The sequence below is a fragment of the Chrysiogenia bacterium genome (assembly GCA_020434085.1).
In the GTDB taxonomy this organism is placed as follows: Bacteria; JAGRBM01; JAGRBM01; order JAGRBM01; family JAGRBM01; genus JAGRBM01.
The window spans coordinates 1-24,900 of the sequence record JAGRBM010000571.1; the positions used below are offsets into that span (position 1 = coordinate 1).

Sequence of the window (24,900 nt, forward strand, 5' to 3'; positions counted from 1 at the left end):
CTGCGAAGCCGCGGCTTCGAAACCCGCCATGTGTTTGTGTATTCGAAGGATGAATCCGGCCCCAGCCTAGGCACGCTACTCACGCCCGGGGTTCCCTCCCACGCATTGACCGAAGTGCGTACCGCACGCGGCTGGCTGGTGGTCGACAGCAACGCACGCTGGCTTTCCATCGATGAGTCGGGCGACCCCGTGGCGATCGAGAACTTCGCCGCCGCAAAGTGGGCACCGCACGTGAACGCCACGCGTAATGCGATCTTCGATGCCCCCTTCGGTTTCGTATACGGGCTCTATTCCAGACATGGTCGTTTCTATCCGCCTTTTGTACCTGTGCCCGACATCAACTGGGGCGAGTTCGCCGACAACTTCTGAAAATTGCGCGCCAAAAATACCCAACCATGACTGACGAGTCAGCCCTCGTTTGATCCGCAAGCGTCTGCCGCTAGAATTGCGCGCGCATCGAAGTCCGATGCGGAGGCACCCATGGCAGAGAACCACCCGACCTGCGATGTACTCATTCGCGAAGGAACCATTTTCGACGGCACCGGCACTCCGGGCTTCAAGGGCGACATGGCCATCAAGGACGGCAAGGTCATTGCGAGCGGCCGCGACCTTCCCCACAAGGCGGGCAAGGAAATCGACGCGCGCGGATGCTGGATCACGCCCGGCTTTCTCGACATTCACACGCACTATGACGCAGAGGTCGAAGTGCTTCCGGGTCTCACCGAATCGGTACGTCACGGCGTCACCACCGTCATCATGGGAAACTGCTCGCTCTCTGCCGCCGTCGGCAGCGAAGAGGAAATCATCGACCTGTTCTGCCGCGTCGAGAGCCTGCCGCGCGACCTCATTGAAAAGTGGCTCGTGGGCAACATCAAGTGGAACGGCCCGCGCGAGTATTACGAGCACCTGGACACCCTGCCGCTTGGGCCCAACGTGGCGAGCTTCCTCGGCCACTCCAATGTGCGCATCAAGGCCATGGGCATGGATCGCAGCCTCAAGCAGCCCAAGGCAACGGCCGAAGAAATCGAAAAGATGAAGGCTATTGTGCAGGAAGCCCTCGACGCCGGTTATCTCGGCCTCTCGGTGGACATGCTTCCCTGGCACCGCATGGACGGCGAGGCCTACAAGGGGATCTCGGTTCCCTCCCAGCAAGCCGCCTTCAGCGAATTCCGCGCCATGGCCGACGTGGTGCGCAAGGCCAACCGCGTCCTGCAGGCTACCCCCAACGCACTGATGAAGAGCACGGTTGTGAAGCTCATTGGCCTGAGCGCCGGCCTGCTTCGCAAGCCGCTGCGCACCACCATGGTCGCGGCCATGGACGTGAAGACCGACCGCAAGGTCTGGCGCATGGCAACGACGCTCGCCACCATTGCCAACAAGCTGCTCAACGCGAACTTCCGCTGGCAGGCGCTGGCCGATCCATTCCTCAACTACGCCGACGGCGTGATCACCCCGCTTTTTGAAGAGTTCTCCGTGGGCGTCGACCTGATCAGTGCTACTCCGGAGAAGCGCAAGGAAATGCTGCGCGACCCGGCGATTCGCCGCGCTTTTCGCAAACAGTGGGAAGACAAGAGCCAGCGCGTGTTTCACCGGAACCTCGGAGACATGTGGGTCGTTTCCTCTCCCGATTCCGATCACGTGGGCCTGTCGATCGAAGCGATCGCCAAGGCAAACAACAAGGAACCCCTCGAGTGTTTCCTGGATCTGCTGGCGGAATACGACACGGATTTCCGCTGGAAGACCGTCGTCACCAACGATCGCGACCTCCCCCGCCGCAGCCTGCTGGCCCACCCGACCACGCTGCCGGGCTTCAATGACTCGGGCGCGCACAACCGCAACATGGCCTTCCATGACGGCGCGCTGAAGATGCTCCAGCAGGTCTACCTCAACCCCGGCACCATGCCCATCGAGCGCGCGGTACATCGCCTGAGTGGCGAGACGGCCCAGTGGCTGGGCATCGACACCGGTCGCATTACAGAGGGCTCGGTTGCAGACGTCGTGATTATCGATCCCGACAAGATGCGCACCGGCCTTGGCGATCCGATCGAATACGTCGACCCGGCACTCGACAACCAGATGCGCATGGTCAAGCGCTCCGACGGTGTGGTGCGCGACGTGCTCATCGGCGGCAAAGTGGCCTTTGAGGGCGGCACCTTCGCCGCGGATTTTGGCAAGGAAAAATACGGCCGACTTCTTCGCGCGCGCGACTAGGCGAGTCTGGCGACCGCAAGAAGTGCCTGGCGGAGCTGCCCCGGCGCGTAGGGTTTTTGCAAAAACCAGGCACAGGGATCTGCGTCCACCGCCGCCAGCGCCTGCGCGTCGGCAAAGCCGCTGACCAGCACGACCGGCAACGACTCCCAGCACTTGCGAATTTCGGCCAGGAGCTGCGTGCCCGAAAGCTTCGGCATCGTGAGGTCGAGCACCACCGCTTCGACCTTTCCGCCCAGTTCATTGAGTTTTCCGATGGCAGCCGCCCCGTCGGCGGCCTCCAGAACGCTCAGCCCCATATCTTCGAGCGCACGGACCGCAAATCCCCGCACCGGTTCTTCATCATCAACCACCAGCACGCTGCCCTGCAGCCGGGGCGCGGGAGCGGTACGATCTTCCGGCGCCTCTTCGGCCCGGGCCTCGCCGTAGACGGGGAAAATCACCCGCACCGTGGTGCCGCGGCCCGGCGTACTCTCGATGGCGACGCCGCCCTTGTGCGAGCGCATGATACCCAGGATCGCGGAGAGCCCGAGGCCCCTGCCCTGTTCCTTGGTGCTGAAGAAAGGCTCGAAGATTCGCTGGCGCGTGCGCTCGTCCATGCCGCAGCCGCTGTCCTTTACCTCGAGACAGACGTAATCGCCGGACTCCAGCTCGCTCTCGCCCAGAAATCCCTCGAGTGCCTTCTTGTCCATGTCCAGCACCCGTGTGTGAATATTGACCTCACCGGGTTCCAGGCCGATCGCATCGGCCGCATTGCGCAGCAGGTTCAACACCACCTGGGTGACCTGCGCAACGTCGACGTAGATCATGGGCAATGATTTTTCGAGTTCGAGTTTTGTGACGACGTGCTTGGGCGTGCTCACATCGAGCAGTTCGTCCATTTCCTCGACAATGGTGTTGAGCGAAATGGACTCCATGCTCATGCGGGCGCGGCCGGCATAGGCCAGAAGCTGGCGAATGAGTGCCGCGGCACGGTTCGCTGATGTCGTGATTTTCTGCATGTCCTTTCGGACTTCGGAGTCCTCGGGCAGCTTCATCTCCGCCAGCGAGGCGTAGCCCAAAATGGGAACCAGCAGGTTGTTGAAGTCGTGGGCAATGCCCCCGGTCAGCACTCCGAGGCTCTCGAGTTTCTGCCCCTCGAGTGCGCGACGTTCCATCGCCAGCCGCTCTTCCTCCATCAGGCGGCGCGTCCGAATTTCCTCGCGCAGCAGGGTGTTGGCCGAATGCAGCTCTACCGTGCGTTCTTCAACGCGGTGTTCGAGTTCGTCCTTTTGCCGCTTCAGCGCGTCGGCCAGCACGTTTCGCTGGCTGAGGATTGCAGCCAGAATGAGTGCCGTTGCCGTGATCACCACCATGAAGGCCTGCAGAAATGCCAGCGAGGCATTGAGCGAGTCCAGCGCGAAGGGACCGTATCCTTCGATGGTGCCCTCGATGGCAAGCCAGGAGATTACCAGCACCGCCACCATGCCGCCGCGCTGTCCGAAGCGCAGCACCGACCAGATAAAAAGCGGAAGCAGGGTAAACAGCAGCGGGGACGATTCGATTCCCTGAATTCTGAAGCCGCCGAAGACCACTGCGCTGTCGGCGAGCAACAGGATCACGAGGGCCATGGCCTCAACGACCCGTGCCGGACGAAGCGCCCTGAGCTCCTTCGCACCAAAATCCCGCCAGGCGACTATGGCCGGTGCGAGAATTACTGCGCCTGCAAAATCGCCGGTCCACCACGTTCCCCACAGCATGCCGAACTGCGACCAATCGGCCAGCGAGAAAAGACACAGGCTCAATACGCCGATACTGGCACTGATCGGGATTCCCGCCGCGCCGATGCTGAAACCGGCCCACAGGATGTCGCGCTCGGTCTGCAATGCCTGCCCGCGCGCCACGCGACGCCGAATCAGTTTGATTGAAACTGCGGCTTCCAGTGTGTTACCCGCGGCGATCAGCAGGCTTGGAAAAACAATCCACCACTGCGTTTGATCATTTACAACAAATTCAAAGAAATTTGCGCTGAGCGCGCCCAGAAAAATACCCGGCCAGTAGCGGATCCCGCCCAGGCCCAGCACAGCGATTGCCAGGCCGGTGGGCGGCCAAACCGGGGAGACATTGTGGTGAGTGAATGCGAGGCTCAGGCCTACCCGCGCAGCCAGAAAATAGGCGACAGCCAGCACGATCAAGCGCAGAGCAAACCCATCAGCGCGCGCTTCATCCTGCGCCGTAGCCACCTCGCGCCGTTTTTCGGTTGCCTCGGTACCGACCACCATATCCCTGACTACTGCTGTTCCCCGCCAACAGTATAAAGGGCGCCGGCCTTCATGCCAGCGCCCTGCGGAAAAAGAACAGCATCAAAGGAACAGCGGTCAACGGCTCATGCGGCCACCAGGTGGGGCTCGGCCCAGTAGGACGAGCAGAAATCGTTGCGATCACCCGCAGCGTGGGTGGAGAAGTAGAGCTTCACGCTCTTGCCGCCCCATCTGGACAGATCCACCTCCTCGTTGAACCAGTGACGATCGTCCTCGATTCGCTTGGGGTCGATCGCCTTCTCGAAGAGCTTTTGCCGCCGAAGACCGCTGCGCAGTTCCACGCGGAAAATGACGCCGCTTCCCTTCTCGGGATCCCAGACAGAGGGATCCATCGCAATGCCGAAGCGCAGCCGCGAGCCCTCGCGCAGCTTGAGGCCGTAGCGAAGCTCGCTGAAGGGGTGGCTGCACACGCTCTTGCGCTCGACCGAGTCGATGCGCGGCGCGGTAATGTAGACGTAGTCCTCATTCTGGGTGTTGACGTGGGCCCGTTCAAGGTTGGCCAGGAAGTTGAAGTAACCGCGGTGGGTCTTCTTCTCGGAGATCTCCAGCGCGCTGCGCACGAATTCATCGTGCATCTCGATGAGGCGCTCCTGCGAGATACCCGGGATCTTGAGAAAGGACGCCCGGTCGAAGTAGCTGGCCTTCGTGTAGTGCTCGACCAGGCCCTCGCGCACGCACTCGTCATAGAGGCTCGTGCCCGGAAACGGCGTGAAAATACTGATGATGCTCCGGTTGGGATTGATTTCACGGTTAAAATCGATGGAGCGCTGAATCGACTCTTCGGTCTCGCCGGGAATGCCGATGATGTTGTAGCTGCCCGTCTCGATCCCAAGCGAGTCGGCGTCGCAGAACACGCGGCGAATGTCGTCATTGGAAATGCGCTTGGCCAGGACTTTCCGGCGAATTTCGGGATCGCCCGATTCGACGCCCACGACAATCGAATAGAGCCCCACTTCCTTCATCATCGCAAGGCGTTCGTAGTCAACGGTCTTGACCTGAATCTGAATCTTGAACGGAAGCTTGCAGCGTTTTCCGTATTCCTCGCAGAACTCGGCCAGCCATTCGCGGTTCATCGTGAAGATGTCGTCGATGAAATACATTGACTTGGCGTCATAGGTATCGCGGATGTGGCAGATCTCATCGAGCACGGATTTGGCACTGCGGTAGCGCATGTTGTCGCCAAGGCCCGCCTGGATATCGAGCTTCGCCTCGTTCGAGCAGTAGGCGCAGCGGAACGGGCAGCCGCGCGTGGCCATGACAGAGGCCTCCCCGCAGGTGAGGCTCAGAATGTGGCGGAAGTCGAAGATGTCGTGGTCGCACATGGGAAGGCGATCGAGCTCTTCGAGCAGCGGACGCTGCAGGTTGCGGGCGATCTCCCCGTTTTCCTTGCGCACCCAGAAGTTGGCAATACTGGATCGATCACGCCCTGCCTGCAGGGCGTCCACGTATTCGACGATGGCTTCTTCGCACTCTCCCACAGCAACCGCATGCACCGGGACCGCGTCCATCGTGTCCTGCGGGGCGAGCGTGGGGTGAATGCCGCCGGCGATGACGTGCAGGTCTTTCAGATCCTCGCGCGCCCAGCGGATCGGGTCCATGACATAGGGGAACTGGCCCGAGGTCGTGCTGAGCGCCAGCACCTCGGTGCCGCGACGCTGCAGGTCGGCGATGAACTCCTCGCGGCCCACGGGCTCATTCATGTGGATGAGGTCCGTGGTGTGCCCGGCCTGCTTCAGACACGCCGAGAGTTGGGCAATGCCGTACTGGTAGTGGTGCCATGTCTTGCAGAACATGTCCGGGTAGAGAAATGTCACGTGCATAGCAAAAAACCTCGCGCCCTGACGGCGGCCCTAGGCGGCCGACGACAGTGAAATTGATCCGATCTCGTCCTGCGCCCGCGCCAGCAGATCCTTCTCGGCGTCGGGAATCGCGCTCTGCGAGAGATACGGGTGCGCCCATCCCGACCAGGCCCAGCTTGCGTGCCCGGCGACCGCCTTCGTCACGAAGATCAACTCGACCTCGCCCGTGCCGATGGCGCCCAAGTCCACGTCCACCGGAATCCAGTGGCGATGAGTTTCATTACGCGCCGGTTCGAGCACGGTTTCAAAGACCTTCTTCTTGAGCCGCCACGGGCGCTTCACGTAGACCTCGAAGCGCACGGCGTCGGCGTCCTCACGCTCCCACACCAGCGGGTTGATCGCCGCCGCCGTATGGAGCCAGGTCCCCTCGCGCAGCTCCACCTTGAAGCCGGTAGATGTATCGGGATGCTCGAAGAGCACAAAGCGCCGGTCATCGTCGATGTTGAAGCTCTGGATGGAGACGTTCTTCTTCTGGATGTCGGGAATGCGGGCCTCGATAATCTCCGCCAGGAAATCGTGATGGCCGCGCGCGTTGCGCCGGAAGACATTGGTAGTGATCGCCCGCTCGAATTTCTGCCCCATCTCGACGAGATCCTCGGGAGAGAGCGTGGGCAGGTTGAGCACCGAGTGGAACTTGTGGAGCTCGGCCTCAAAAAAATTCGAGAATGTGCGCTCGGAAATGCGCTCGGCAATGACGGTACCGGGCTTCATCCAGCCGTTCTTTTCCGCCTCGCGGTAGAGCTGGGTCCCAGGAAAGGGATAGAACACCGCGATGTTCGAGAAATCGGGATTGAGCTGGCGATGCAGCTCGATGCTGTCTTCAATGTCGTCGATGGTCTCGCCCGGGAAACCGATCTGGTAGAAGGCCCAGGTCTTGATCCCGTGTTCCTTGACGAGGTTGAAGGCCTCGATGATCCGACGATTCGACATGCGGCGATTGAGAATCTCGCGGCGCACGCGCTCACTGCCCGATTCCACGCCCGCGTGAATCAGGCTGCAGCCCGCATCGGCAAGCATCCTGATGTAGTCGGGCTTTGCCTGCTCGACGCGCATGAGGAAGCTGAATTCAAGATCCACCTCTTCCTTCCAGCGCCGGGCGAATTCCTCGATCCAGCTCCGCTTGGAGATGAACACCTCATCGAAGAACTGGATGTGCTTGAGCTCGTATTTCTCGATGATGTGCAGCGCCTCGGCAATGACCGAGTCCACCGAGCGCTTGCGGTAGATCTCTTTGGGGCCGCCGTAGTTTTCAAAGTACCACTTATTGCAGCAGTAGTGGCAGTCGTACGGGCACCCGCGTCCCGAGAGCATGAGCGCGGCATTCTGGCCGTGGCCATAAACAATCGTGTGGAAGTCGAAGATGTCCCGGTCGGGATAGGGAAGCGAGTCGAGATCGGCGTTGAGCGGGTTCTTGGGGTTCTTGTAGACCTGCCCGTTCTTTCGCACCCACAGGCCGCCGATTCCCTCGGTCGCGCCGCCCGCCTCGAGCGCGGCCAGCAGGTCGAGCGTGGGCTGCTCGCCCTCGCCGATGCAGGCGTAGTCGACGTGCTCGCTCTCCTCGAAGATCGACTCGGGCGCCATCATCGCATGGAAACCGCCGACGACGATGGGGGTGTCCATCGCTTCCTTGATCCACGCAGCGTAGCGCTTGGTCTCGCCCCACATGTTCGTGACAGCAGAGAAGCCGATCACATCTGGAACGAACGCCGCGATCTTCTCAAGGAGATCCTCGCGCTCCATCGGACGCACCATGTGAATGAGATCCACGGCGTGGCCGGCCTGCTTGAGCACGCTGGCCACATAGCCCACTCCGAAGTTGTAGGTCGGATTGTCGAACGCGCCGGGGTAATCGGGGTAGATGAACAGAAATCGCATCACGCCGCCTCCACCACGATCGGGTTGCCGAAATAGGAAGAGCAGTATTCCATGGCGGTGCCGCGGGCGCGGGTCTGGAATGCCAGTTCAATGCGCTTGCCGGCAAAGGCCGAGAGATCGACCTCGCATTCCTGCCAGTCGCGGTGGTCACGGTGCTGCCGCGGGTTGAGCTCGCGGTGGAAGACCTCGGCTTTGCGGAACAGCCCGGAACGCGCCTCGATGCGGAAATCCACGCTGCTGGCGTGACGGTCCCAGTCCTCGGGACTCATGGTGATGGCAAAGCGTAGCTTCGAGCCCGGACGCACGTCGATCTTGTAGGTCAGCTCGCTGTCTGGATGAACGAGCAACGCCATGCGCACGTCGCGGTTCACGCCCAGCAGGAACTTGCCGACAAAGTCCTGGCTGCGGGCCTTGACCCGCGCGCCCTCGAAGTTCTCAAAGAAGTCGAAGTAGGAACCCAGCCGCGAGGCGCGCTTGAGCTCATTCACCTCGCGCGCGGTCTGGATGAATTCGTAATAGAGCTCGGTGAGGCGTTCCTTGCTGATGGTGGGCAGGTCGAGGAAGCCCACATGAGTGAAGTAGCTGTCGTAGTTGGCATCCTCGCGCAGGTAACCGCGCTCCTTGCAGACGTCGTAGAGCTTCGTTCCCGGAAAGGGCGTGAACTTGAACACCAGCGAATTGTCGGGCTTTACGAGCTTCACCATCTCGATGGACTTGCGGATGCTCTGCTCGGTCTCGCCGGGAACGCCCACGATGTTATAGCTGCAGGTCTCGATGCCCATCTCGTCGCAGTAGCGATAGGCGCTGACGATCTCCTCATCAGAGAGATTGCGGTTCATCACCTCGCGGCGGATGTATTCATCGCCGGACTCCATGGCGATGATCGCCTGGTAGCAGCCCGCCTCGGCCATGCGGCGCGCGGTCTCGCGGTCGAAGGTCTGCATCTGTACCTGCACATTGAACGGCAGCCCCACCTTCTCCTTGTATTCCTCAAGGAAAGGGAAGAACCACTTCTTGTTCTCGGTGATGATGTCGTCGGAGAACGAGAGATAGCGAATGCTCGGGTGGCGCTCGCAGGTGGTGACGATTTCATCGATGACGTGCTGCACGCTGCGCTGTCGGATGAAGCGGCCGTTGCCCTGGTACATCCGCATCATGGCTTCGTTCGAACAATAGGTGCAGCGATACGGGCACCCGCGCGAGGTCATCACCTGCAGGTTGCCCGACATCTGGGAGAGCGCCTCGTCGTAGTCGAAGAACTCGCGGTCGGGCGCGGGCAGCTCGTCGAGCGGGCTGATGAGCTCGCGCTCGGGATTGCGGACTGTCTCACCGCCCTCCCCCCGGCACCAGATGTTCTCCAGGGCGGGGATCTTCTCGGTCTCGCCGGCTTCGAGGCAGCGGACGACGTCGCGCAGGACGTATTCGCCCTCGCCGCGGCAGATCCAGTCGACGCTCTCGCATTGGAGGGCGTCCTCGGGATCGAGCGTCGGGTGGGCGCCGCCGGCAATGATGGGACGCGGGTAGTCTTCCTTGATCCAGCGAGCCATCTGCTTGACGAACTTCCACTGGACGAAGACGCTGGAAAAGCCGATCAGATCGGGCTCCCAGCCACGCACATCGCTCAGAAACTGCTCGCGGTCGAGCTCGGCCACGCGCAAAAAGCGCGTCTCATGCCCCTCAGCCTTCAAAACGGCTGAGAGCGAGCCCACACCGATCTGAAAATAGATGGGCGTATGCGTATCAATGTCCGGATAAACCAGAAGTACGCGCATCCCGCTCGACTCCTAACTGGAAAGCCGCCCCTGCCTGGGGTCCCTGCCCCGGGCGGATCTGCCATTCCGCCGGGGGGACCTCGGGGCCTCATTTGCCAGAGTGCTGCCCGCTACTTGAACTTGCTCCACTCTATATAGGGCGAACCCCCAGCCGCAAGCAATCCGCCTGTCCCCACAAAATGGCCCCAAATGCCCGAAGTTATTGTGGAAATCGTCCCGCCCCGTGCCCCGTATCACGCGCGCCTCGGGCGCGCCGGGCCCCTCGGAGCCAATGGCCCGCGAAAGCGGCGATATCCTCGCGATTTCATTGACATCTTTTGGAGGGACGGACTAAGGTTGGCGCCCTCCGGTGGACAGACCCCGGACATACGATCTTGGAGCACTCGGAAAGATGAAGCGCACATATCAGCCTCACAATCGGAAGCGTACGCGCAAGCACGGGTTTCGCGCCCGTATGGCAACGGCCAATGGCCGCAAGGTTCTCAAGCGCCGTCGGGCCAAGGGCCGCGCGCGCCTGAGCGTCAGCCTGCACGTCAAGTAAAGCAAGTCTGCAAGCAGATTACCCGAGCCCCCGTGGATGAGTCACTCAAATCCCACGGTGTCCGGGCCGGACGCCGTGTACGCATTCGTGCCTCGAAGGACTTCGAGCGCGCATTCCGCACCGGCGCGCGTCGCTCGGCAGGTTTCCTGACGCTTGCACTGAGCGAGAACGATCACGGTACCGCCAGGCTCGGACTGGTTGTTTCGCGCAAAGTGGGCAACGCGATCGCCCGCAACCGTATCAAGCGCGCATTGCGCGAGGGATTTCGCCTGAACCCGGGTGCCTTCGCAGAGGGTCGCGACTACATCTTCACTGCCCGTCCCGGCATTTCGCAGATCGAAACCCGGGAAATCTGGGGCGCCATGGAAAGCCTCGCCCGGCGTGCCGGTCGAGCGCTGGAGGGGGAAAACTGATGGTTCGTCGGTTGCTCATCGCGCTGGTTCGACTCTACCAGCTCCTGCTGAGTCCCTTCCTGGGCGGCCAGTGCCGCTTCTACCCGAGCTGCTCGCACTACTCCATCCAAGCAATTGAAACTCACGGCGCCTGGCAGGGAAGCATCCTCACCGTGCGCCGGATCCTGCGTTGCCACCCGCTCAGCGAGGGCGGCGCCGATCCGGTGCCGCCGGCAACGTGCTGCAAAGAGGGCTAGCGTGGAAGACAACAAGCAAACACGCGTTGCGATCATTCTCATTCTCGTGACCCTCATCGGGTGGTCGTTCCTCTCGAACTACCTCTATCCCCCGCCCAGTCCCGAGGAAGTCGCCCAAAGCGAACAAGCCGCCGCCCAACGCGAGCAGGCCGGTGAAGACGCCGCAACCACGGGAGAGAGCGCTGAGCCGGCCGCGCCCGAAATGGCGGCGCAGCCCGAGCTGGCCCCGGAAGCGGCCCCCACCGATCAGTCCGAGGCCGCGTTCTACACGCCCAACGCACCCGAAAAAGAAATCGTCATTGAGACCCCCCTCTACCGCGCCCACGTGACGACCCGCGGCGCAGCCCTGGTCAGTCTGGAGCTCAAGGACCACCTCAACGACGAGCGCACCGGCCCCTATGAGATGGTGGCCGGACGCTTCAGCGGCGATCCCACGGCCGCGGCCCTGCATGTGGGCAATGATGTTCTGGAATCGGGCAAGCACGTCTTCACCTATGAAGGTCAACCCCAGATCAACCTGAGCGGCAGCGATCGCCGTGCGATCGAGCTGCGCTGGGGCGGCGCCCCGGGCCTTACCTGGGTCAAGCGCTTTGAGTTTCGCGCCGACAACTTCGACGTAGCCGTCTCGCATTGGGTCGAAGGCACGAGTCTGGCCCCCACCGCCGCGCGCCTGAGCGTCGACGTACTGGCCACCCCGCCCGCCCCGGGCGAGCGCGATGTGCGCGGCGGCGGCGCCCATGCGGTGCTCTCCGCGCTGGGCAAGCTCAAGAGCGAGACCCCCAAGGATCTTTTCGAAGACCGTGAGACTCTGACGAGCGATCCCTTCGATGGCTGGGCCGGCATCAGCCTTCATTATTTCCTCTACGCCTGGATCGCCCAGAGCAGCACCCTGGCCAGCGCGCGCATCGAAGCGCCGGCCATCGACAAGGTGCGCGTCCACATCGACTTCCCCGAGCGCCGCATCGGCGGCGACTCCCGGCAGGCCCTCGAAGAGAAATACACTCTTTATATGGGACCCAAGCAGCGCGACCAGCTCGAGGACGCGGGCAACGGTCTGATCGCTTCAATCGATTACGGAATCTTTGCCCCCGTGGCCAAGGTGTTGCTGTGGGTGCTGGTGCACATCGACACCTTCATCCACGACTACGGATGGAGCATTATCCTGCTCACCGTCCTGGTGCGCCTGCTGCTCTTCCCGCTCTCGCTCTGGCAGTTCAAGAGCATGCGCGCCATGCAGCACATCCAGCCGCTCATCAAGGAGATGCGCGAGAAATACAAGGCCGACCCGCAGCGCCAGCAGCAGGAGATGCTCAATCTCTACAAGCAGCACAAGGTCAATCCCTTTGGCGGCTGTCTGCCCATGATCGCCCAGATCCCCATTTTCCTGGGGCTCTACATGGCGCTGCTCAACGCGCTTGAGCTGCGCCACGCCGCCTGGGCCGGCACCTGGATCGTCGACCTCTCGCTCAAGGATCCCTACTACATCCTCCCGGTGGCGATGACGGCGACGACCTACTTCTCCATGAAACTAACGCCCAATCCCTCGGCCGACGGCACCCAGCAGAAGATCATGCAGTTCATGCCGCTGATTTTTCTCTTTGTGTTCCTGAAGATGCCGGCGGGACTGATGGCTTACTGGAGCGTGAGCAACATTCTGAGCATGTCGCAGCAGCTCTACATCAACCGCGGCGCCAAGGCCGCCGAGGGCGTCAAGCACCCGACCATGACGCCAGAGACCCAATCCATTGACGACGAGAGCGCCGAGTCCGATGACGATCCGGACTCGGCAGCACGCCGCCGGCGCGCGCGCCGAAAGAAGTGAGGCTTAACGAGCATGAAACCAGTTGAGAAGAGCGGAAAAAGCATCGAGGAAATCCTCAAAGCGCTCTCACGCGAGTGGGAATGCCTGCCCGAAGACATCGAGTACAAAGTCATCAAGGAAGGCTCGCGCGGGCTGATCGGCATCGGCGCCAAGGACTACATCATCAGTGCCACACCGCCGGCCACCGGCGCGACTGTCCCCTCGCCCGGCAACGAAGCGCCGCGCAAGAAGAAGGAAGAGCGCGCCGGCAAGCAGACCGCCTCCGAGGACGGCCCGCGCAACAAGAAGAAGCGCGAACGCGGCCCCCGCAACAAGAAGGCCGAGCCCAACGGCAACCGCCGCGACGACGAGAGCCCGCTCGAAGAGGAAGACGGCGACAACATCGGCAACCTCAAGAGCCCCTCGGAAGTGCAGGCCGCGCGCCGCCGCCCACCGCGTCCGCGCGAGAGCGACCCGGCCGTGATGGAGCGCGCCCGCGCACTGCTCGAAGAGCTCGTTCACTTCCTCGTGCCCGAGGCCACTGTAAAAGTGTGCGAGGACCAGGACGGCTCGCTCGAAATTCAGGGCGAGACCGGCGGCCTGCTCATCGGACGCCGCGGCCAGACCCTCGACTCCATCCAGTTCCTGCTCAACAAGATGGTCTACCGCGAGGAAGTGGGTTCCTCGCCGCGCATCCAGATCGACATCGAGGGCTACCGCGCCCGCCGCGCCGACGCGCTGGAAAACCTGGCCCTGCGCATGGCGGCCAAGGCCCGCAATCAGGGCCGGGCCCTTCGCCTGGAGCCCATGGCCGCCCACGAGCGCCGCATCATCCACATCGCCCTGGAGCCCGAAGAGGGCATCACCACCGAGAGCGAGGGTCGCGGCGAGCACAAGCGCGTGGTCATCATCCCCGACAACCAGCGCCGCGGCGGGCAGCGTGGTGGTGGTGGTGGAAAGTCCAAGCGCCCGCGCCGCCGCCGCGGAGGCCGCCGCTCCGACGGCCACAATGCGGAGGGTGGCGGCGAGAATCGCGGCAACCGCTCGGACGGGCCCGGCGCCCTCGATCCGCCCCCGGGAATCGGGGAAGAGCCCGAACACGTCAATGAAGAGGGCTGGCGCGATCGCGTTGCGGGCGCCGCCGACGGGGATGCACCGACCAACGAAAACGGCTAGAGTACACTCATTGAAACACCCGGGGATTCGGCCGCGGCGCAGCAGGCGCGCCCGAGCCCTGCCCCGCAACGCAGCAGGACACCGCTGAATCACGGATGAGCGACAGCCTCTACACCGTACGCACGCCCGATGGTCTCGAACTTGGCCCCGTCCGGCCGGAGACCATCGTCGATCTGATTCTCACGAAGAAGATCCTGGGCAATGAGACCGTCAGCAGCGGCGACGGCAACTGGATTGCGCTCACCGAGGTGGACCAGTTCCGGCGCGCGGTCGACAAGCGTGAGGGGCGTCTGGGCGACGACGAAGAACAGCCCATCAGCGCAGCCGCGCAGACCGATCTCGACGACCTGCCCCCGCCGCCCGAGCCCACCGTGGACATCGCTCTCGATGAGAGCGCCCCCATCGAAGAAGTCACCGAAGAAGCCGAAGAGATTCTCGACATCGAAGAGGCTGACGAAGTCGGCGAGGCCGAGATGGTTGAGGAGCACATCGACCTGGGCGACATTGAGGACGCACTCGAGGACGTCCATCTTCCGACCGATCCGCCGAAGAACCCGGTGGAGGTTCCGCCCGCCGAGACTGCGGCTGCGGATCTCGACGATGGCGGCATCAGCATCGACCTCGGCGAGGAACTCGGCGATGAGGTGCTCGATGTCGAGCCGCTCGATGAAGAGGAAGTGCTCGAACTCGAAACCCTCGAGCTTGCCGGCGTGCAGGAACTCGAGATTCTCGAAGTCCAGCCGGAGGCAGCCAGGCCGGCCACCGACGTGCGCGACGAGCTCAAAAATCCCGACAACCGCTACACGATCCGCAACTCCGACGGCCTCGTGCTCGGACCGGTCCGCGTGGCCACCCTGCGCGATCTCATCCAGGCCGGCGCCGTGGCCATCTCAGCCGAGATCCAGAAGAACCAGGACCCCTGGAAGCCGCTGGCCCAAGTTCCCGAGCTTCTCTACCTCTACGATCAGGTCAAGCAGGACGCTTGAGCGTCCCCGCCACGCAAGAAACAGAGCCACAACAAAAAACGGCCCGCCATCGGCGGGCCGTTTTCGTTGGTAACTTCGTCGCTCAGTCCTGGACAACGATCTCCTCGATCACCACGTCCTGCACCGGGCGATCGCCCGGGCCGGTCTGGACCTTCGAGAGCTTCTCGATCAGCTCGCCCGAGGCCGAGCAGTCACCGAAGATCGTGTGTTTCTGGTTGAGCCACGGGGTCGCCTTCACGGTGATGAAGAACTGGCTGCCGTTGGTGTTGGGACCGGCGTTGGCCATGGCCAGGATGTAGGGCTTGTCGAAATTGAGGCCCGGGACGAATTCGTCCTTGAACCGGTAACCCGGTCCGCCGCGGCCGTTGCCCATGGGGTCGCCGCCCTGGATCATGAAGTCGGGAATGATGCGGTGGAAGATGGTTCCGCTGTAGAGCGGGCGCGAGGTGGTCTCACCGGTACGCTGATCGGTCCACTGCTTGGTTCCGCGGGCAAGGCCCACGAAATTCTCTACTGTTTCCGGTGCCTTATCCGGGAAAAGTTCACACTGAATATCACCCTGGTTCGTCTTGATCGTCGCACGCATATCGCTTCCTTTGCTCTGGGAACTGCTCGTTCCGCCGGGTTGGTTTCCGCCTTCGGCGCCCTGGTTCTCGCAGCGCGCGACCCCGACCAGCAGGGCCGCAACCAGTGCCAAAGAAGCCAGCGAGGCCTGAATCATGGACCGTTGCATCGTTTGCACCTTCTCTCCTTCAACCAAATCTGGAAGATTTCCGGCGTGACAGCGAGGGCCCCGCGGCCCCCTCTGCGGCGGTGATGAAGCACCGTCAAAAGCGCGGGTTCAACGCTTGTTACCGAGCGACCGCCCGTGAGTCAACGCCCAGCGGGCGAGTTTCCGCTCCCACCGGCCTGCAGGTGCGCACGAGCGCCAACCGAGCCTTCGCCCGGATCTGTCGGCGAGCGCTGACGGGCCTGTCAGAAGGCCCCCAAGTCGCAGGGCGTCAAGGCGATCCCGCCCCCCGTTTCGTGGTTTCCTCCGCGAACAGGGCACCGCGCCTAACCACTTGATTTTATTTGTTTTTTATCGAGTCCCTTTTCCGTGACCGCACCTTGACATTTTTACCTGCCTCGCATACTTTGAGCCCGCCTTGGGCGCCGAATGGGATGCGAGGGTGCTTCCAAACCGCCTCGAGGCCGGGGTTCTGGCAGGTAATCATGTATTTTGACTTCGCCAATGTACTGATCTTCATGGCGGTCGCGAGTGGGTTTATCTTCATCGCGATCACCGTTTCGCGCTTTATTGCGCCTCGCAAACCCAACAAGACCAAGAGCCTGGCCTACGAATGCGGTGAGATCCCCGTCGGAAGTGGCTGGGCCCAGTTCAATATCCGCTTCTATATTGTGGCCGTCATGTTCCTGATCTTCGATGTGGAAGTCGCGGCCATGTATCCGGTGGCCAGCACCCTGAAAAAATGGGTAGCGCGCAGCCTCGAAGACGGCGTGGCCTACGGACCCGCCGTACTGGGCGAGATCGTGCTTTTCGCGGTGATTTTGTTCGTCGGCCTCATCTATGTCTGGGGCAAGGGCGACCTGGAATGGATCAAGGCTCTGGGCAACGAGCCTCGCAAGGGGAAGCGCTAAGACTTTAGATTTATTGAAGTTTTAGCCGAAAGCGAAGGAGACCCGCACCGATCATGGCCGAACAAACCCCGATGCAGATGGACACGACCTACTACAACCCCACCGAGGGCGGTATCATTCTGGCCAACGTCGATGATTTCCTCGCGTGGACCCGCGCCAACTCGCTCTGGTACATGCTCTTCGGCCTGGCCTGCTGCGCCATCGAGCTGATGCAGACCGGCGGCCCGCGCAGCGACCTCGATCGCTTCGGTACCGTTTTCCGCGCCACCCCGCGCCAGTCCGACCTGATCATCGTGGCCGGCACCCTCACCTACAAGATGGCCACCCGCGTGAAGATTCTTTACGACCAGATGGCCGACCCCAAATATGTGATCTCCATGGGCAGTTGCTCCAATTGCGGCGGCCTGTTCGACCTCGGTTACTCGGTTTGCAAGGGCGTCGACAACGTCATTCCCGTGGATGTCTACATCCCGGGTTGTCCGCCGCGCCCCGAGGCCCTGACCGAGGGCGTGATCAAGCTTCAGGAAGTGGTCAAGCGCGACCGGTATCTGCGCCGTCGCTTTGCCGCCTGAGTCGAAGTCCCGGGGAAGTCGCGCGCCGGGGATGCAAGTGGCGCGCGCATCGAAAAGCTAGAACGAAACCTGCGCCCGCGCGGGCCCTGCACAAGGCCGGCGCGAGCGACGATTGGCACCGAGTATGACCAGCGACGAAATCATCGAACGCCTCGTCAAACAATTCGGAGACGACAAGGTCACCCGCGTTCAGGCCGAGGGATGCCCGCAGCCCCACGCGCTGGTGCCGGCCGAGCTCATCCAGGACGTTGCCAAGTTCCTGCGCGATGATCCCGATCTCGACTGCAAGTTCCTGGCGACCATCGCCGCGACCGACTGGCTCGCCGGCGAGCGCAAGGTAAAGGTCGGCGACGAAGAGCGCGTTGAAGAGATCAAGGCGCGCATCGACGTGGCCTACAACTTCTCCTCCCTGACCAAGAAGCACCGGGTCAACGTCAAGGTCACCGTCGACCGCGACAAGCCCGAAGTGCCCACCCTCACGGGTGTGTTTATCGCAGCCGACTGGCACGAGCGCGAGCAGTACGACCTGCTGGGCGTGAATTTCAAGGGCCACCCCGACCTGCGCCGCCTGATGATGCCCGAGGGCTGGGTCGGCCACCCGCTGCGCAAGGATTACGAGCAGATGAGCGAGTGGCAGGGCATTCCCACCAGCCGTCCCAAGTCCCATGACCTGTTCCGCGAGCGTCTTGCCCGCGAAGAAGCCGAAGAGGAGGCCGGAGCCTAAGGGCCCGGTTTCAAGGAGCCAGCCAGGTGAGCGTCGCAACCATCGAACAGTCCGGGGAGGAAATGCTCCTCAACATGGGGCCCCAGCACCCTTCGACCCATGGTGTGCTGCGCTTCATCCTCAAGACCGACGGTGAGATCATCAAGAGTCTCGACCCGGACGTGGGCTTCCTCCACCGTTCCATCGAGCGCATCGGCGAGATGGTCACCTTCGAGCAGTTCATGCCCTACACCGACCGCGTAGACTACCTCTCGGCCATGAACGCCAACCATGCGTGGGCCCGCGCGGTCGAGACCGCCTGCGGCATCGAAGTGCCCCGCCGCGCGGCGGTCATCCGCACGATCACCGACGAGCTCAACCGAATCATCTCGCATCTGCTGGCCGTCGGCGCGCTGGGCATGGACCTTGGCGCCGCCACGCCGTTCCTGCACGCCATTCGCGAGCGCGAGAAGGTCAACGACATCATCGAAGCCCTCTGCGGCGCGCGCCTGACCTACAACTACGTGCGCATCGGCGGCGTCTGGTACGACCTTCCCCACGACTTTGTCGACAAGTGCACGGAGTTCCTCGACAAGTTCGAGCCCGCGCTTGAAGAATTTGACCGCCTGCTCGGCCAGGGCATCATCTTCCGTCAGCGCACGGCCAATGTCGCGCCCATGAACGCCGAAGATGCTATCGCCCACGGCCTTGTCGGACCGAACCTGCGCGCCGCCGGCGTGAAGTACGACCTGCGCCGCGATGAGCCCTACGGCATCTATCCCGAGCTCGACTTCGAAGTGCCCATCGGCACCGGCATTGTCGGCACCGTGGGCGACTGCTTCGACCGCTACTGGGTCCGCATCTGCGAGATGCGCGAATCGGTCAAGATTCTGCGCCAGTGCTTCAAGATGCTGCCCGAAGACAAGCAGATCCGCGCCAAGTTGCCGAAGATTCTCAAGGCCCCGGCCGGCGAGGTCTACGTGCCGGTCGAATCCTCGCGCGGCGAGATGGGCTACTACCTTGTCACCGACGGCGGGCCCAAGGCCTACCGCGTTCGCATTCGCACCGGATCATTTGCGGCCATGAAGGCCATTGAGACGCTTGCCAGCGGGCTGATGATCGCCGACCTGGTCGCCGTGATCGCTGCCCTCGATGTGGTGGCGCCGGAAATTGATCGCTGAGGAAACACTGATTCATGCGTGAGATCGCCGACAACCTTCTCGCTCCGGGCGGCCTGCTCGAAGGCGCGCATCCCTGGGTCGCCTACATCGGGACGATGCTGGTCTTCTGCCTGATCGTGTTCCTGTTCGTGGCACACGCCGCGGGCATCTACAGTTGGCTCGAGCGCCGCATTGCCGGCCGCATCCAGAACCGCGTGGGCCCCAACCGCGTGGGCCCCCAGGGCTTTGCCCAGTGGGCGGTCGACGGTCTCAAGACCTTCCAGAAGGAAGACCTCATCCCCGACGGCGCCGACTCGCCGCTCTTCCGTCTGGCGCCCTATGTTGCTTTCGTGGGCATGTTCGGCGTGTTCGTCGCCCTGCCCTTTTCTTCGAGCCTGGTGATCGCCGACATCAACGTCGCCATGGTCTACATCCTGGCGGTCGCTTCGATTGAAGCCATCGGCATTCTGCTGGCCGGCTACGCCTCGAACTCCAAGTGGAGCTTCTACGGCGGCATGCGCTCGGCCGCGCAGATCGTCAGCTACGAAGTGCCCGTCGCCCTGTCGATCATGTCGATCATCGTGGTGACCGGCACCCTCAACCTGCAGGACATCATCGCGGGCCAGGGTACGGTCATCTGGGACTGGAACTTCTTCTACTCCCCGTTCACCGCGCTGGCCTTCTTCTGCTACTTCATCGGCGCCATCGCCGAGATCAACCGCGCGCCCTTCGACCTGCCCGAGGCCGAGTCCGAACTCGTTTCCGGTTTTGCCACCGAGTATTCGGGCCTTCGCTTCCTGTTCTTCTTCTTCGCCGAGTGGGCGAACATCTATGTGATCAGTGCCATCGCCGTCATCCTGTTCTTCGGCGGCTGGCAGGTGCCCGGCTGGGAGACCGCCGAGCTTCAGGCCGCGGGCGTTCCGATCCTCTACACCCTGCTGGGTCTGACGATCGTTGGCGCCGGCTACTTCGGTTACAAACTGGGCAGCAGCAAGGACATGCCGCGCCGCAAGATGGTGACCGGTGACACCATCGCTGCCACCGTCGTCTCCGTGGCGCTCGGCTGGGGCCCGGCCATTACCTGCTCGGTGCTGCTGTGGGCCGCGCTGAGCTTTGGCACGCCCGCCTGGACGGGCACGGTCATGGCCAACATCATGCAGGTCATCGCCCTGATGGTGAAGACCCACATCCTCGTCTTCCTCGTCATCCAGGCCCGCTGGACGCTGCCGCGTCTTCGCGTGGACCAGATGATGCTCGTTTGCTGGAAGTACCTGACCCCCGCTGCGTTCCTCACCATCATGGGTAACGCTTTCTGGATGGTGTACGTCCACCCGCGCAGCCACCTGCAGGTGATGACCCGTTACGGGCTGGTCGCCGCGCTCGGCGCGCTTGTCGCGATCTATTTCATGAAGGTTTTTGCAAACATCGCCACCACCAAGGACACCGTCGACATGCACATGCGTGTCTAAGGCAAGGGGCCGGATTTAAGATATGGAAACGCAGCCGACAGAAAATGAACCGCAGGGTGTAACTGCGACCTACGGCTACCGCCCCCAGGACGGCAGCCCGGTCCAGCGTTACTGGAGGAGCCTCTTTGGCGGCATCTCCAGCGTGTTCGAGGCCTTCACCATCACCATGGGCCACATGTTCCGCACCCCGGTGACGGTCCAGTACCCCGAAGTGAACGTGAAGGCGCAGCTTCCAGAGCGCTACCGCGGATTCCTCAACGTCGATCTCGATGTGTGCATTTCCTGCCGCAACTGCGAGAAGGCCTGCCCGATCGACTGCATCCTCATCGAGGACGTCAAGCTCGAGCGCAAGAGCATCATCGGCAACAACGGCAAGCCCAGCAAGAAATTGCTCAACCCGACGGTCTTCAACATCGACCTGTCGAAGTGCATGTGGTGCGGCCTTTGCGTCGAGCCCTGCCCCACCGGGGCCATCTATTTCACGCGTGAGTTCGAGCGTTCGACCTCGAACATCCGCGACCTCTACTTTGAATTCGTGACTCCAGACGAGCGCAAGGCGCTCAAGGAGAAGGCGAAGAAATTCGCCGAGAAGGAAGCCAAGGCGAAGGCCGAGAAGGCCGCCGCACTGGCCGCGAAGAAGGCGGCTGAAGAAGCCGCGCAGGCCGAGGGCGGCGGGTCCGAAGACTCCGCGGCTCCTTCGGGGGAAAACAACTAGCAGCGCAGCAGAACCCTGCAGGTCCGGCCTCCCCTTCGAAACGGGATTCCGGTCGGCACGAACCCGGCAGAGCGCCGGGCGAGGTGGGGTTCTACATGCATGGGCGAAAGGGCATCGCTAAGACATGGAAGCCGGTCGTATTTTCTTCTGGATCGTCGCCTTAGTGGCACTGACCAGCTCGTTGTACGTCGTGACAGCGCAGAACGTCGTGCGCGCCGCCATTGCGCTGGCGCTCACCCTGTTCACGGTCGCCATCGTCTACGTGAGCCTGGCCGCGGAGTTCCTGGCCGTAGTCCAGGTGCTCGTCTACATCGGCGGCGTCATCGTCATGATTCTCTTCACCGTCATGTTCACCCGTCGTTCGGGCGAGAACAGCTTCCTGACCCCTTCGAAGGGTCCGCTCTCCATGGGCCTTGCCGCCGTGTTCGCCGGCGGGCTGTTCTTCATTCTCTACCGCCAGCTCACCACCGCGAAGTTCGCGGTGAGCGATCAGCTCCAGTACACCAACACCTTCGGCTACATCGGCGACGCGTTGCTGACCAGCCACGTCATCCCCTTCGAGGTCGTCTCCATCCTGCTGCTCATGGCGCTGGTGGGTGCGGTCATCCTCATCAAGAAGGAAGTGAAACCCGAGGAGGAGGACGCCTGAGATGCCGGTTCTTACCGACTACCTGATCCTCTCGGCCGGGCTGTTCGCCATCGGCATGTTCGGCGTGATCACGCGCCGCAACACCGTGGCGGTGCTCATGGCCATTGAGCTCATCCTGAATGCGGCGAGCATCAACTTCGTCGCCTTCAGCCACTACCTCAACGGGAACGTGACGGGCGATCTGTTCGCCCTGTTCGTGATCATCCTCGCCGGTGCGGAGGCCGCCGTCGGCCTGGCCCTGGTGCTGGTGATCTATCACAACTTCCGCAGCATCAACGTCGACGAAGTCTCGACGCTGGCGAACTAGGAGAGGCACGTGGAGCACACTGTCTTCCATGAATTCGGACTTCTCTGGCTGGTGCCGATCCTGCCCCTGATGGGCGCGGCGCTGCTGGGCCTGCTCGGCCGCAAGATCGAGTACAAGGGCTCGAAGCACCCCTGGGGCAACGACCCGGCCAGGTACGACTTCGACTGGCACGATCCCGACGCCCATGGACACGGCGATCACGCCGCGCACGAGGCCCATGTCGAGGGCCACGACGGACATGGACACGGGGGTCACAGCCACGACCTCGATCTCGACGTCCACGAGCACGCCGAGCACCACCTGGCTCCGGGGCAGACCCATGGCGGGATGAGCCTGATCAACTACATCGCGATGGGAACGGTCCTGGCTTCGGCCCTGATCACGACCTACGCGCTCATCACGCTCATCGGCGCCAACGGGCACGGCCACGACAACGTGGCGCTGCGCCAGGTGCTCTACAACTGGATCTTCGTCGGCAACACCAACATCGAGCTGGCGTTCCTGGCCGATCGCCTCTCCATCGTGATGATGATGATCATCACCTGGATCGGCTTCCTGATTCACCTGTATTCAACGGGCTACATGGCCCACGACGCCAACCACTGGCGTTTCATGGCGTACCTGAACCTGTTCATCTTCGCCATGCTCATCCTCGTGATGGGTGACAGCCTGCTGGTCCTCTTCGTCGGCTGGGAGGGCGTGGGCCTTGCCAGTTACCTGCTCATCGGCTTCTGGCACACGAGCATGGACAACGCGAAGGCCGCCATGAAGGCCTTTGTGGTCAACCGCGTTGGCGACTTCTTCTTCGTGATGGGCATGCTGCTCATTTACTGGAACGTCGGCCGCGAGACCGGTGTGTGGACGCTCAACGTCTATGAGCTCTCGGCCCATGCGCCGGTGCTGACCGGAGTGATGTTCGGCGGCGCCATGATGGTAACCGTCGCCACGCTCTGCCTCTTCGTCGCCGCCACCGGCAAGAGCGCGCAGCTTCCCCTCTATGTGTGGCTGCCCGATGCGATGGCCGGCCCGACGCCCGTCTCCGCGCTCATCCATGCCGCAACCATGGTGACCGCCGGCGTCTACATGATCTGCCGCATGAACGCCTTCTTCGCCCTGGCGCCGACCACGCTGACCGTGATCGGCATCGTGGCGACGCTCACGGCGTTCTTCTCGGCGACCATCGCGCTCGTTCAGAACGACATCAAGAAAGTGCTCGCCTACTCGACCGTCTCGCAGCTCGGATTCATGTTCATGGGCCTTGCCTCGGGTGCGTTCTGGGTCGGTATCTTCCACGTCATGACCCACGCCTTCTTCAAGGCCTGCCTGTTCCTCGGCTCCGGTTCGGTGATTCACTCGAACTCGGATGAGCAGGACATGCGCAAGTACGGCGGTCTGCGCACCATGATGCCGGCCACTGCCGCGACATTCATGATTTCCTGGCTGGCTATCTCGGGTGTGCCGCCGCTCTCGGGCTTCTTCTCGAAGGACGAGATCCTCCACCAGCTCCATGGCGCGACCTTCATGGGCTTTGGCGAGCTTCGCATGCCGTGGCTGGGCACGCTGCTGTGGGGCATTGCCAGCGCCGCCGCCATGCTCACCGCTTTCTACATGACCCGTCAGGTCTACATGACTTTCTTCGGCGAAAACCGCGCCGATCCCGAAGTGAAGAGCCACATCCACGAGAGCCCGGCCAGCATGACCATCCCGCTGTGGGTGCTCGCATCGCTGGCGGCCGTGGGCGGTTTCATCGGCTTCATCTTCTTTGAGCCCTGGGTCGTGCTCGAGCACTGGCTCGCGCCGATTCTCACCGGCACCGAAAAGGTCCATGAGTTCGCCGCCGAAGTCGGCCACCCCGCGCACTCGGCCTTTGGCGAGTCGGGCTGGGCCACCATGGGCACCATGGGGTATGCGACCCTCTCGGCCGTGCTCGGCATCGCTTCGATCCTCTTCGCCCGCAGCATCTACGCCAAGGGTTACAAGGACGACGAGGAGCGCAGCTTCTGGGCAAGCATGCCGGGTCTGCACAAGACGCTCTACAACAAGTACTACGTCGACGAGATCTACGCCGCCACGGTGGTGGCCGGCGTCATGGCGCTCTCTCGCCTTTGCTCCTGGTGCGACCGCACCGTGATCGACGGCATCGTCCACGGGGTTGCCTGGAGCGTGCGCGGCCTCAAGTCACTGGTCGGCGCGATCGACCGCTTCGGCGTCGACAAGATCGGCGTCGAAGGCACGGCCAACGTCATCGACAAACTCGGAAGTGTTGCCCGTCTGTTCCAGACGGGCCGGATCCAGACCTATCTGGTCTGGACGTTCATTGTCCTGTTGGTGCTCGTTGCATCGCTGCAGGGCGGTTTCAAGGCTCTGTTCTAAAGCAACGATTGATCGGGCGCGCCGGGCGCGTCCGGGTTAAAGAAGAGGTCATCCAAAGATGGGATTCATTGACGGGCACCTGCTCACCTTGATCACCTTCCTCCCCCTGATGGGCGCGGTCGTCGTGCTGTGCATGCCGAACGA

The 24,900-nt window shown here is 62.5% G+C and carries 22 protein-coding genes; 17 read left to right on the top strand and 5 right to left on the bottom strand.

Going from position 1 to position 24,900, the window contains the following annotated elements; all coding sequences use genetic code 11:
* Both KDH09_18770 and KDH09_18775 read left to right on the top strand, forming a co-directional pair.
* Positions 1–369: hypothetical protein (locus tag KDH09_18770; protein MCB0221747.1), on the top strand; the 369-nt coding region annotated here is incomplete at its 5' end.
* Between the two features lie 111 nt (positions 370–480).
* Positions 481–2,211 carry an amidohydrolase family protein gene (locus KDH09_18775; protein ID MCB0221748.1) on the top strand — a complete coding sequence of 577 codons (1,731 nt, stop codon included), beginning with the start codon at positions 481–483 and terminating at the stop codon, positions 2,209–2,211.
* On the opposite strand, the gene KDH09_18780 is transcribed toward KDH09_18775, so the two are convergent.
* The 4 genes from KDH09_18780 to KDH09_18795 form a co-directional block, all read right to left on the bottom strand.
* The gene (locus KDH09_18780; protein ID MCB0221749.1) at positions 2,208–4,469 is read right to left on the bottom strand and encodes an MASE1 domain-containing protein; all 2,262 of its coding nucleotides are present in this window, start codon (positions 4,467–4,469) and stop codon (positions 2,208–2,210) included. The two genes, KDH09_18775 and KDH09_18780, sit on opposite strands and share 4 nt — an antisense overlap.
* Positions 4,470–4,573: 104 nt before the next feature.
* Positions 4,574–6,322, bottom strand: a complete 1,749-nt coding sequence (locus KDH09_18785; protein MCB0221750.1) for a radical SAM protein — start codon at positions 6,320–6,322, stop codon at positions 4,574–4,576.
* A 36-nt stretch (positions 6,323–6,358) separates the two neighbouring features.
* Positions 6,359–8,242 carry a B12-binding domain-containing radical SAM protein gene (locus KDH09_18790; GenBank protein ID MCB0221751.1) on the bottom strand — a complete coding sequence of 628 codons (1,884 nt, stop codon included), beginning with the start codon at positions 8,240–8,242 and terminating at the stop codon, positions 6,359–6,361.
* The gene (locus KDH09_18795) at positions 8,242–10,014 is read right to left on the bottom strand and encodes a radical SAM protein (protein ID MCB0221752.1); all 1,773 of its coding nucleotides are present in this window, start codon (positions 10,012–10,014) and stop codon (positions 8,242–8,244) included. Before KDH09_18795 ends, KDH09_18790 begins: the two co-directional genes overlap by 1 nt.
* A 391-nt stretch (positions 10,015–10,405) precedes the next feature.
* Here KDH09_18795 and rpmH point away from each other — a divergent pair, with 391 nt between their 5' ends.
* The 6 genes from rpmH (at position 10,406) to KDH09_18825 (ending at position 15,167) form a co-directional block, all read left to right on the top strand.
* Positions 10,406–10,555, top strand: a complete 150-nt coding sequence (gene rpmH, locus KDH09_18800; GenBank protein ID MCB0221753.1) for a 50S ribosomal protein L34 — start codon at positions 10,406–10,408, stop codon at positions 10,553–10,555.
* 83 nt (positions 10,556–10,638) lie between these two features.
* Positions 10,639–10,968 carry a ribonuclease P protein component gene (gene rnpA, locus KDH09_18805; protein ID MCB0221754.1) on the top strand — a complete coding sequence of 110 codons (330 nt, stop codon included), beginning with the start codon at positions 10,639–10,641 and terminating at the stop codon, positions 10,966–10,968.
* Positions 10,968–11,204, top strand: coding sequence for a membrane protein insertion efficiency factor YidD (yidD, locus tag KDH09_18810; GenBank protein ID MCB0221755.1), 237 nt, complete (start codon positions 10,968–10,970; stop codon positions 11,202–11,204). The genes rnpA and yidD overlap by 1 nt, the downstream gene beginning before the upstream one ends.
* Position 11,205: 1 nt before the next feature.
* Positions 11,206–13,026 (top strand): membrane protein insertase YidC, encoded by a 1,821-nt coding sequence (gene yidC, locus KDH09_18815; protein MCB0221756.1) that lies wholly within the window; start codon positions 11,206–11,208, stop codon positions 13,024–13,026.
* 12 nt (positions 13,027–13,038) lie between these two features.
* Complete coding sequence (locus KDH09_18820) at positions 13,039–14,181, top strand: KH domain-containing protein (protein ID MCB0221757.1); 1,143 nt, start codon at positions 13,039–13,041, stop codon at positions 14,179–14,181.
* Positions 14,182–14,276: 95 nt separating this feature from the next.
* Complete coding sequence (locus tag KDH09_18825; protein ID MCB0221758.1) at positions 14,277–15,167, top strand: hypothetical protein; 891 nt, start codon at positions 14,277–14,279, stop codon at positions 15,165–15,167.
* 82 nt (positions 15,168–15,249) lie between these two features.
* On the opposite strand, the gene KDH09_18830 is transcribed toward KDH09_18825, so the two are convergent.
* Positions 15,250–15,753, bottom strand: a complete 504-nt coding sequence (locus KDH09_18830) for a peptidylprolyl isomerase (protein ID MCB0221759.1) — start codon at positions 15,751–15,753, stop codon at positions 15,250–15,252.
* Positions 15,754–16,382: 629 nt separating this feature from the next.
* On the opposite strand from KDH09_18830, the gene KDH09_18835 reads away from it, so the two are divergent.
* The 9 genes from KDH09_18835 to nuoL all read left to right on the top strand — a co-directional run bounded on the left by KDH09_18835 (position 16,383) and on the right by nuoL (position 24,756).
* A complete protein-coding gene (locus KDH09_18835) occupies positions 16,383–16,808 on the top strand; it encodes an NADH-quinone oxidoreductase subunit A (protein MCB0221760.1) in 426 nt (141 codons plus the stop codon).
* A 71-nt stretch (positions 16,809–16,879) separates the two neighbouring features.
* Positions 16,880–17,380: an NADH-quinone oxidoreductase subunit NuoB gene (gene nuoB, locus KDH09_18840; GenBank protein MCB0221761.1), complete on the top strand. Its 501-nt coding sequence runs from the start codon at positions 16,880–16,882 to the stop codon at positions 17,378–17,380.
* Positions 17,381–17,504: 124 nt separating this feature from the next.
* Entirely contained in the window at positions 17,505–18,104 is a 600-nt protein-coding gene (locus tag KDH09_18845) for an NADH-quinone oxidoreductase subunit C (protein MCB0221762.1), read from the top strand.
* 62 nt (positions 18,105–18,166) lie between these two features.
* On the top strand, positions 18,167–19,264 hold the full coding sequence (locus tag KDH09_18850; GenBank protein ID MCB0221763.1) for an NADH-quinone oxidoreductase subunit D: 1,098 nt from the start codon (positions 18,167–18,169) through the stop codon (positions 19,262–19,264).
* A 14-nt stretch (positions 19,265–19,278) separates the two neighbouring features.
* Positions 19,279–20,712 carry an NADH-quinone oxidoreductase subunit H gene (locus KDH09_18855; protein MCB0221764.1) on the top strand — a complete coding sequence of 478 codons (1,434 nt, stop codon included), beginning with the start codon at positions 19,279–19,281 and terminating at the stop codon, positions 20,710–20,712.
* 22 nt (positions 20,713–20,734) lie between these two features.
* Positions 20,735–21,427, top strand: coding sequence for an NADH-quinone oxidoreductase subunit I (locus KDH09_18860; GenBank protein MCB0221765.1), 693 nt, complete (start codon positions 20,735–20,737; stop codon positions 21,425–21,427).
* Positions 21,428–21,551: 124 nt separating this feature from the next.
* A complete protein-coding gene (locus KDH09_18865; protein ID MCB0221766.1) occupies positions 21,552–22,076 on the top strand; it encodes an NADH-quinone oxidoreductase subunit J in 525 nt (174 codons plus the stop codon).
* Position 22,077: 1 nt separating this feature from the next.
* Positions 22,078–22,383 (top strand): NADH-quinone oxidoreductase subunit NuoK, encoded by a 306-nt coding sequence (gene nuoK, locus KDH09_18870; GenBank protein MCB0221767.1) that lies wholly within the window; start codon positions 22,078–22,080, stop codon positions 22,381–22,383.
* A 9-nt stretch (positions 22,384–22,392) separates the two neighbouring features.
* Positions 22,393–24,756: an NADH-quinone oxidoreductase subunit L gene (nuoL, locus tag KDH09_18875; protein ID MCB0221768.1), complete on the top strand. Its 2,364-nt coding sequence runs from the start codon at positions 22,393–22,395 to the stop codon at positions 24,754–24,756.
* The last annotated feature ends 144 nt before the right edge of the window (positions 24,757–24,900 follow it).

Bases quoted from the DNA above. Each gene is read 5' to 3' on its own strand.
- KDH09_18775 (MCB0221748.1), top strand. From the start codon at position 481: ATGGCAGAGAACCACCCGACCTGCGATGTACTCATTCGCGAAGGAACC.
- KDH09_18780 (MCB0221749.1), bottom strand. From the start codon at position 4,469: ATGGTGGTCGGTACCGAGGCAACCGAAAAACGGCGCGAGGTGGCTACG.
- KDH09_18790 (MCB0221751.1), bottom strand. From the start codon at position 8,242: ATGCGATTTCTGTTCATCTACCCCGATTACCCCGGCGCGTTCGACAAT.
- KDH09_18795 (MCB0221752.1), bottom strand. From the start codon at position 10,014: ATGCGCGTACTTCTGGTTTATCCGGACATTGATACGCATACGCCCATC.
- rpmH (MCB0221753.1), top strand. From the start codon at position 10,406: ATGAAGCGCACATATCAGCCTCACAATCGGAAGCGTACGCGCAAGCAC.
- yidD (MCB0221755.1), top strand. From the start codon at position 10,968: ATGGTTCGTCGGTTGCTCATCGCGCTGGTTCGACTCTACCAGCTCCTG.
- KDH09_18820 (MCB0221757.1), top strand. From the start codon at position 13,039: ATGAAACCAGTTGAGAAGAGCGGAAAAAGCATCGAGGAAATCCTCAAA.
- KDH09_18825 (MCB0221758.1), top strand. From the start codon at position 14,277: ATGAGCGACAGCCTCTACACCGTACGCACGCCCGATGGTCTCGAACTT.
- KDH09_18830 (MCB0221759.1), bottom strand. From the start codon at position 15,753: ATGCGTGCGACGATCAAGACGAACCAGGGTGATATTCAGTGTGAACTT.
- KDH09_18835 (MCB0221760.1), top strand. From the start codon at position 16,383: ATGTATTTTGACTTCGCCAATGTACTGATCTTCATGGCGGTCGCGAGT.
- nuoB (MCB0221761.1), top strand. From the start codon at position 16,880: ATGCAGATGGACACGACCTACTACAACCCCACCGAGGGCGGTATCATT.
- KDH09_18845 (MCB0221762.1), top strand. From the start codon at position 17,505: ATGACCAGCGACGAAATCATCGAACGCCTCGTCAAACAATTCGGAGAC.
- KDH09_18850 (MCB0221763.1), top strand. From the start codon at position 18,167: ATGCTCCTCAACATGGGGCCCCAGCACCCTTCGACCCATGGTGTGCTG.
- KDH09_18855 (MCB0221764.1), top strand. From the start codon at position 19,279: ATGCGTGAGATCGCCGACAACCTTCTCGCTCCGGGCGGCCTGCTCGAA.
- KDH09_18860 (MCB0221765.1), top strand. From the start codon at position 20,735: ATGGAAACGCAGCCGACAGAAAATGAACCGCAGGGTGTAACTGCGACC.
- KDH09_18865 (MCB0221766.1), top strand. From the start codon at position 21,552: ATGGAAGCCGGTCGTATTTTCTTCTGGATCGTCGCCTTAGTGGCACTG.
- nuoK (MCB0221767.1), top strand. From the start codon at position 22,078: ATGCCGGTTCTTACCGACTACCTGATCCTCTCGGCCGGGCTGTTCGCC.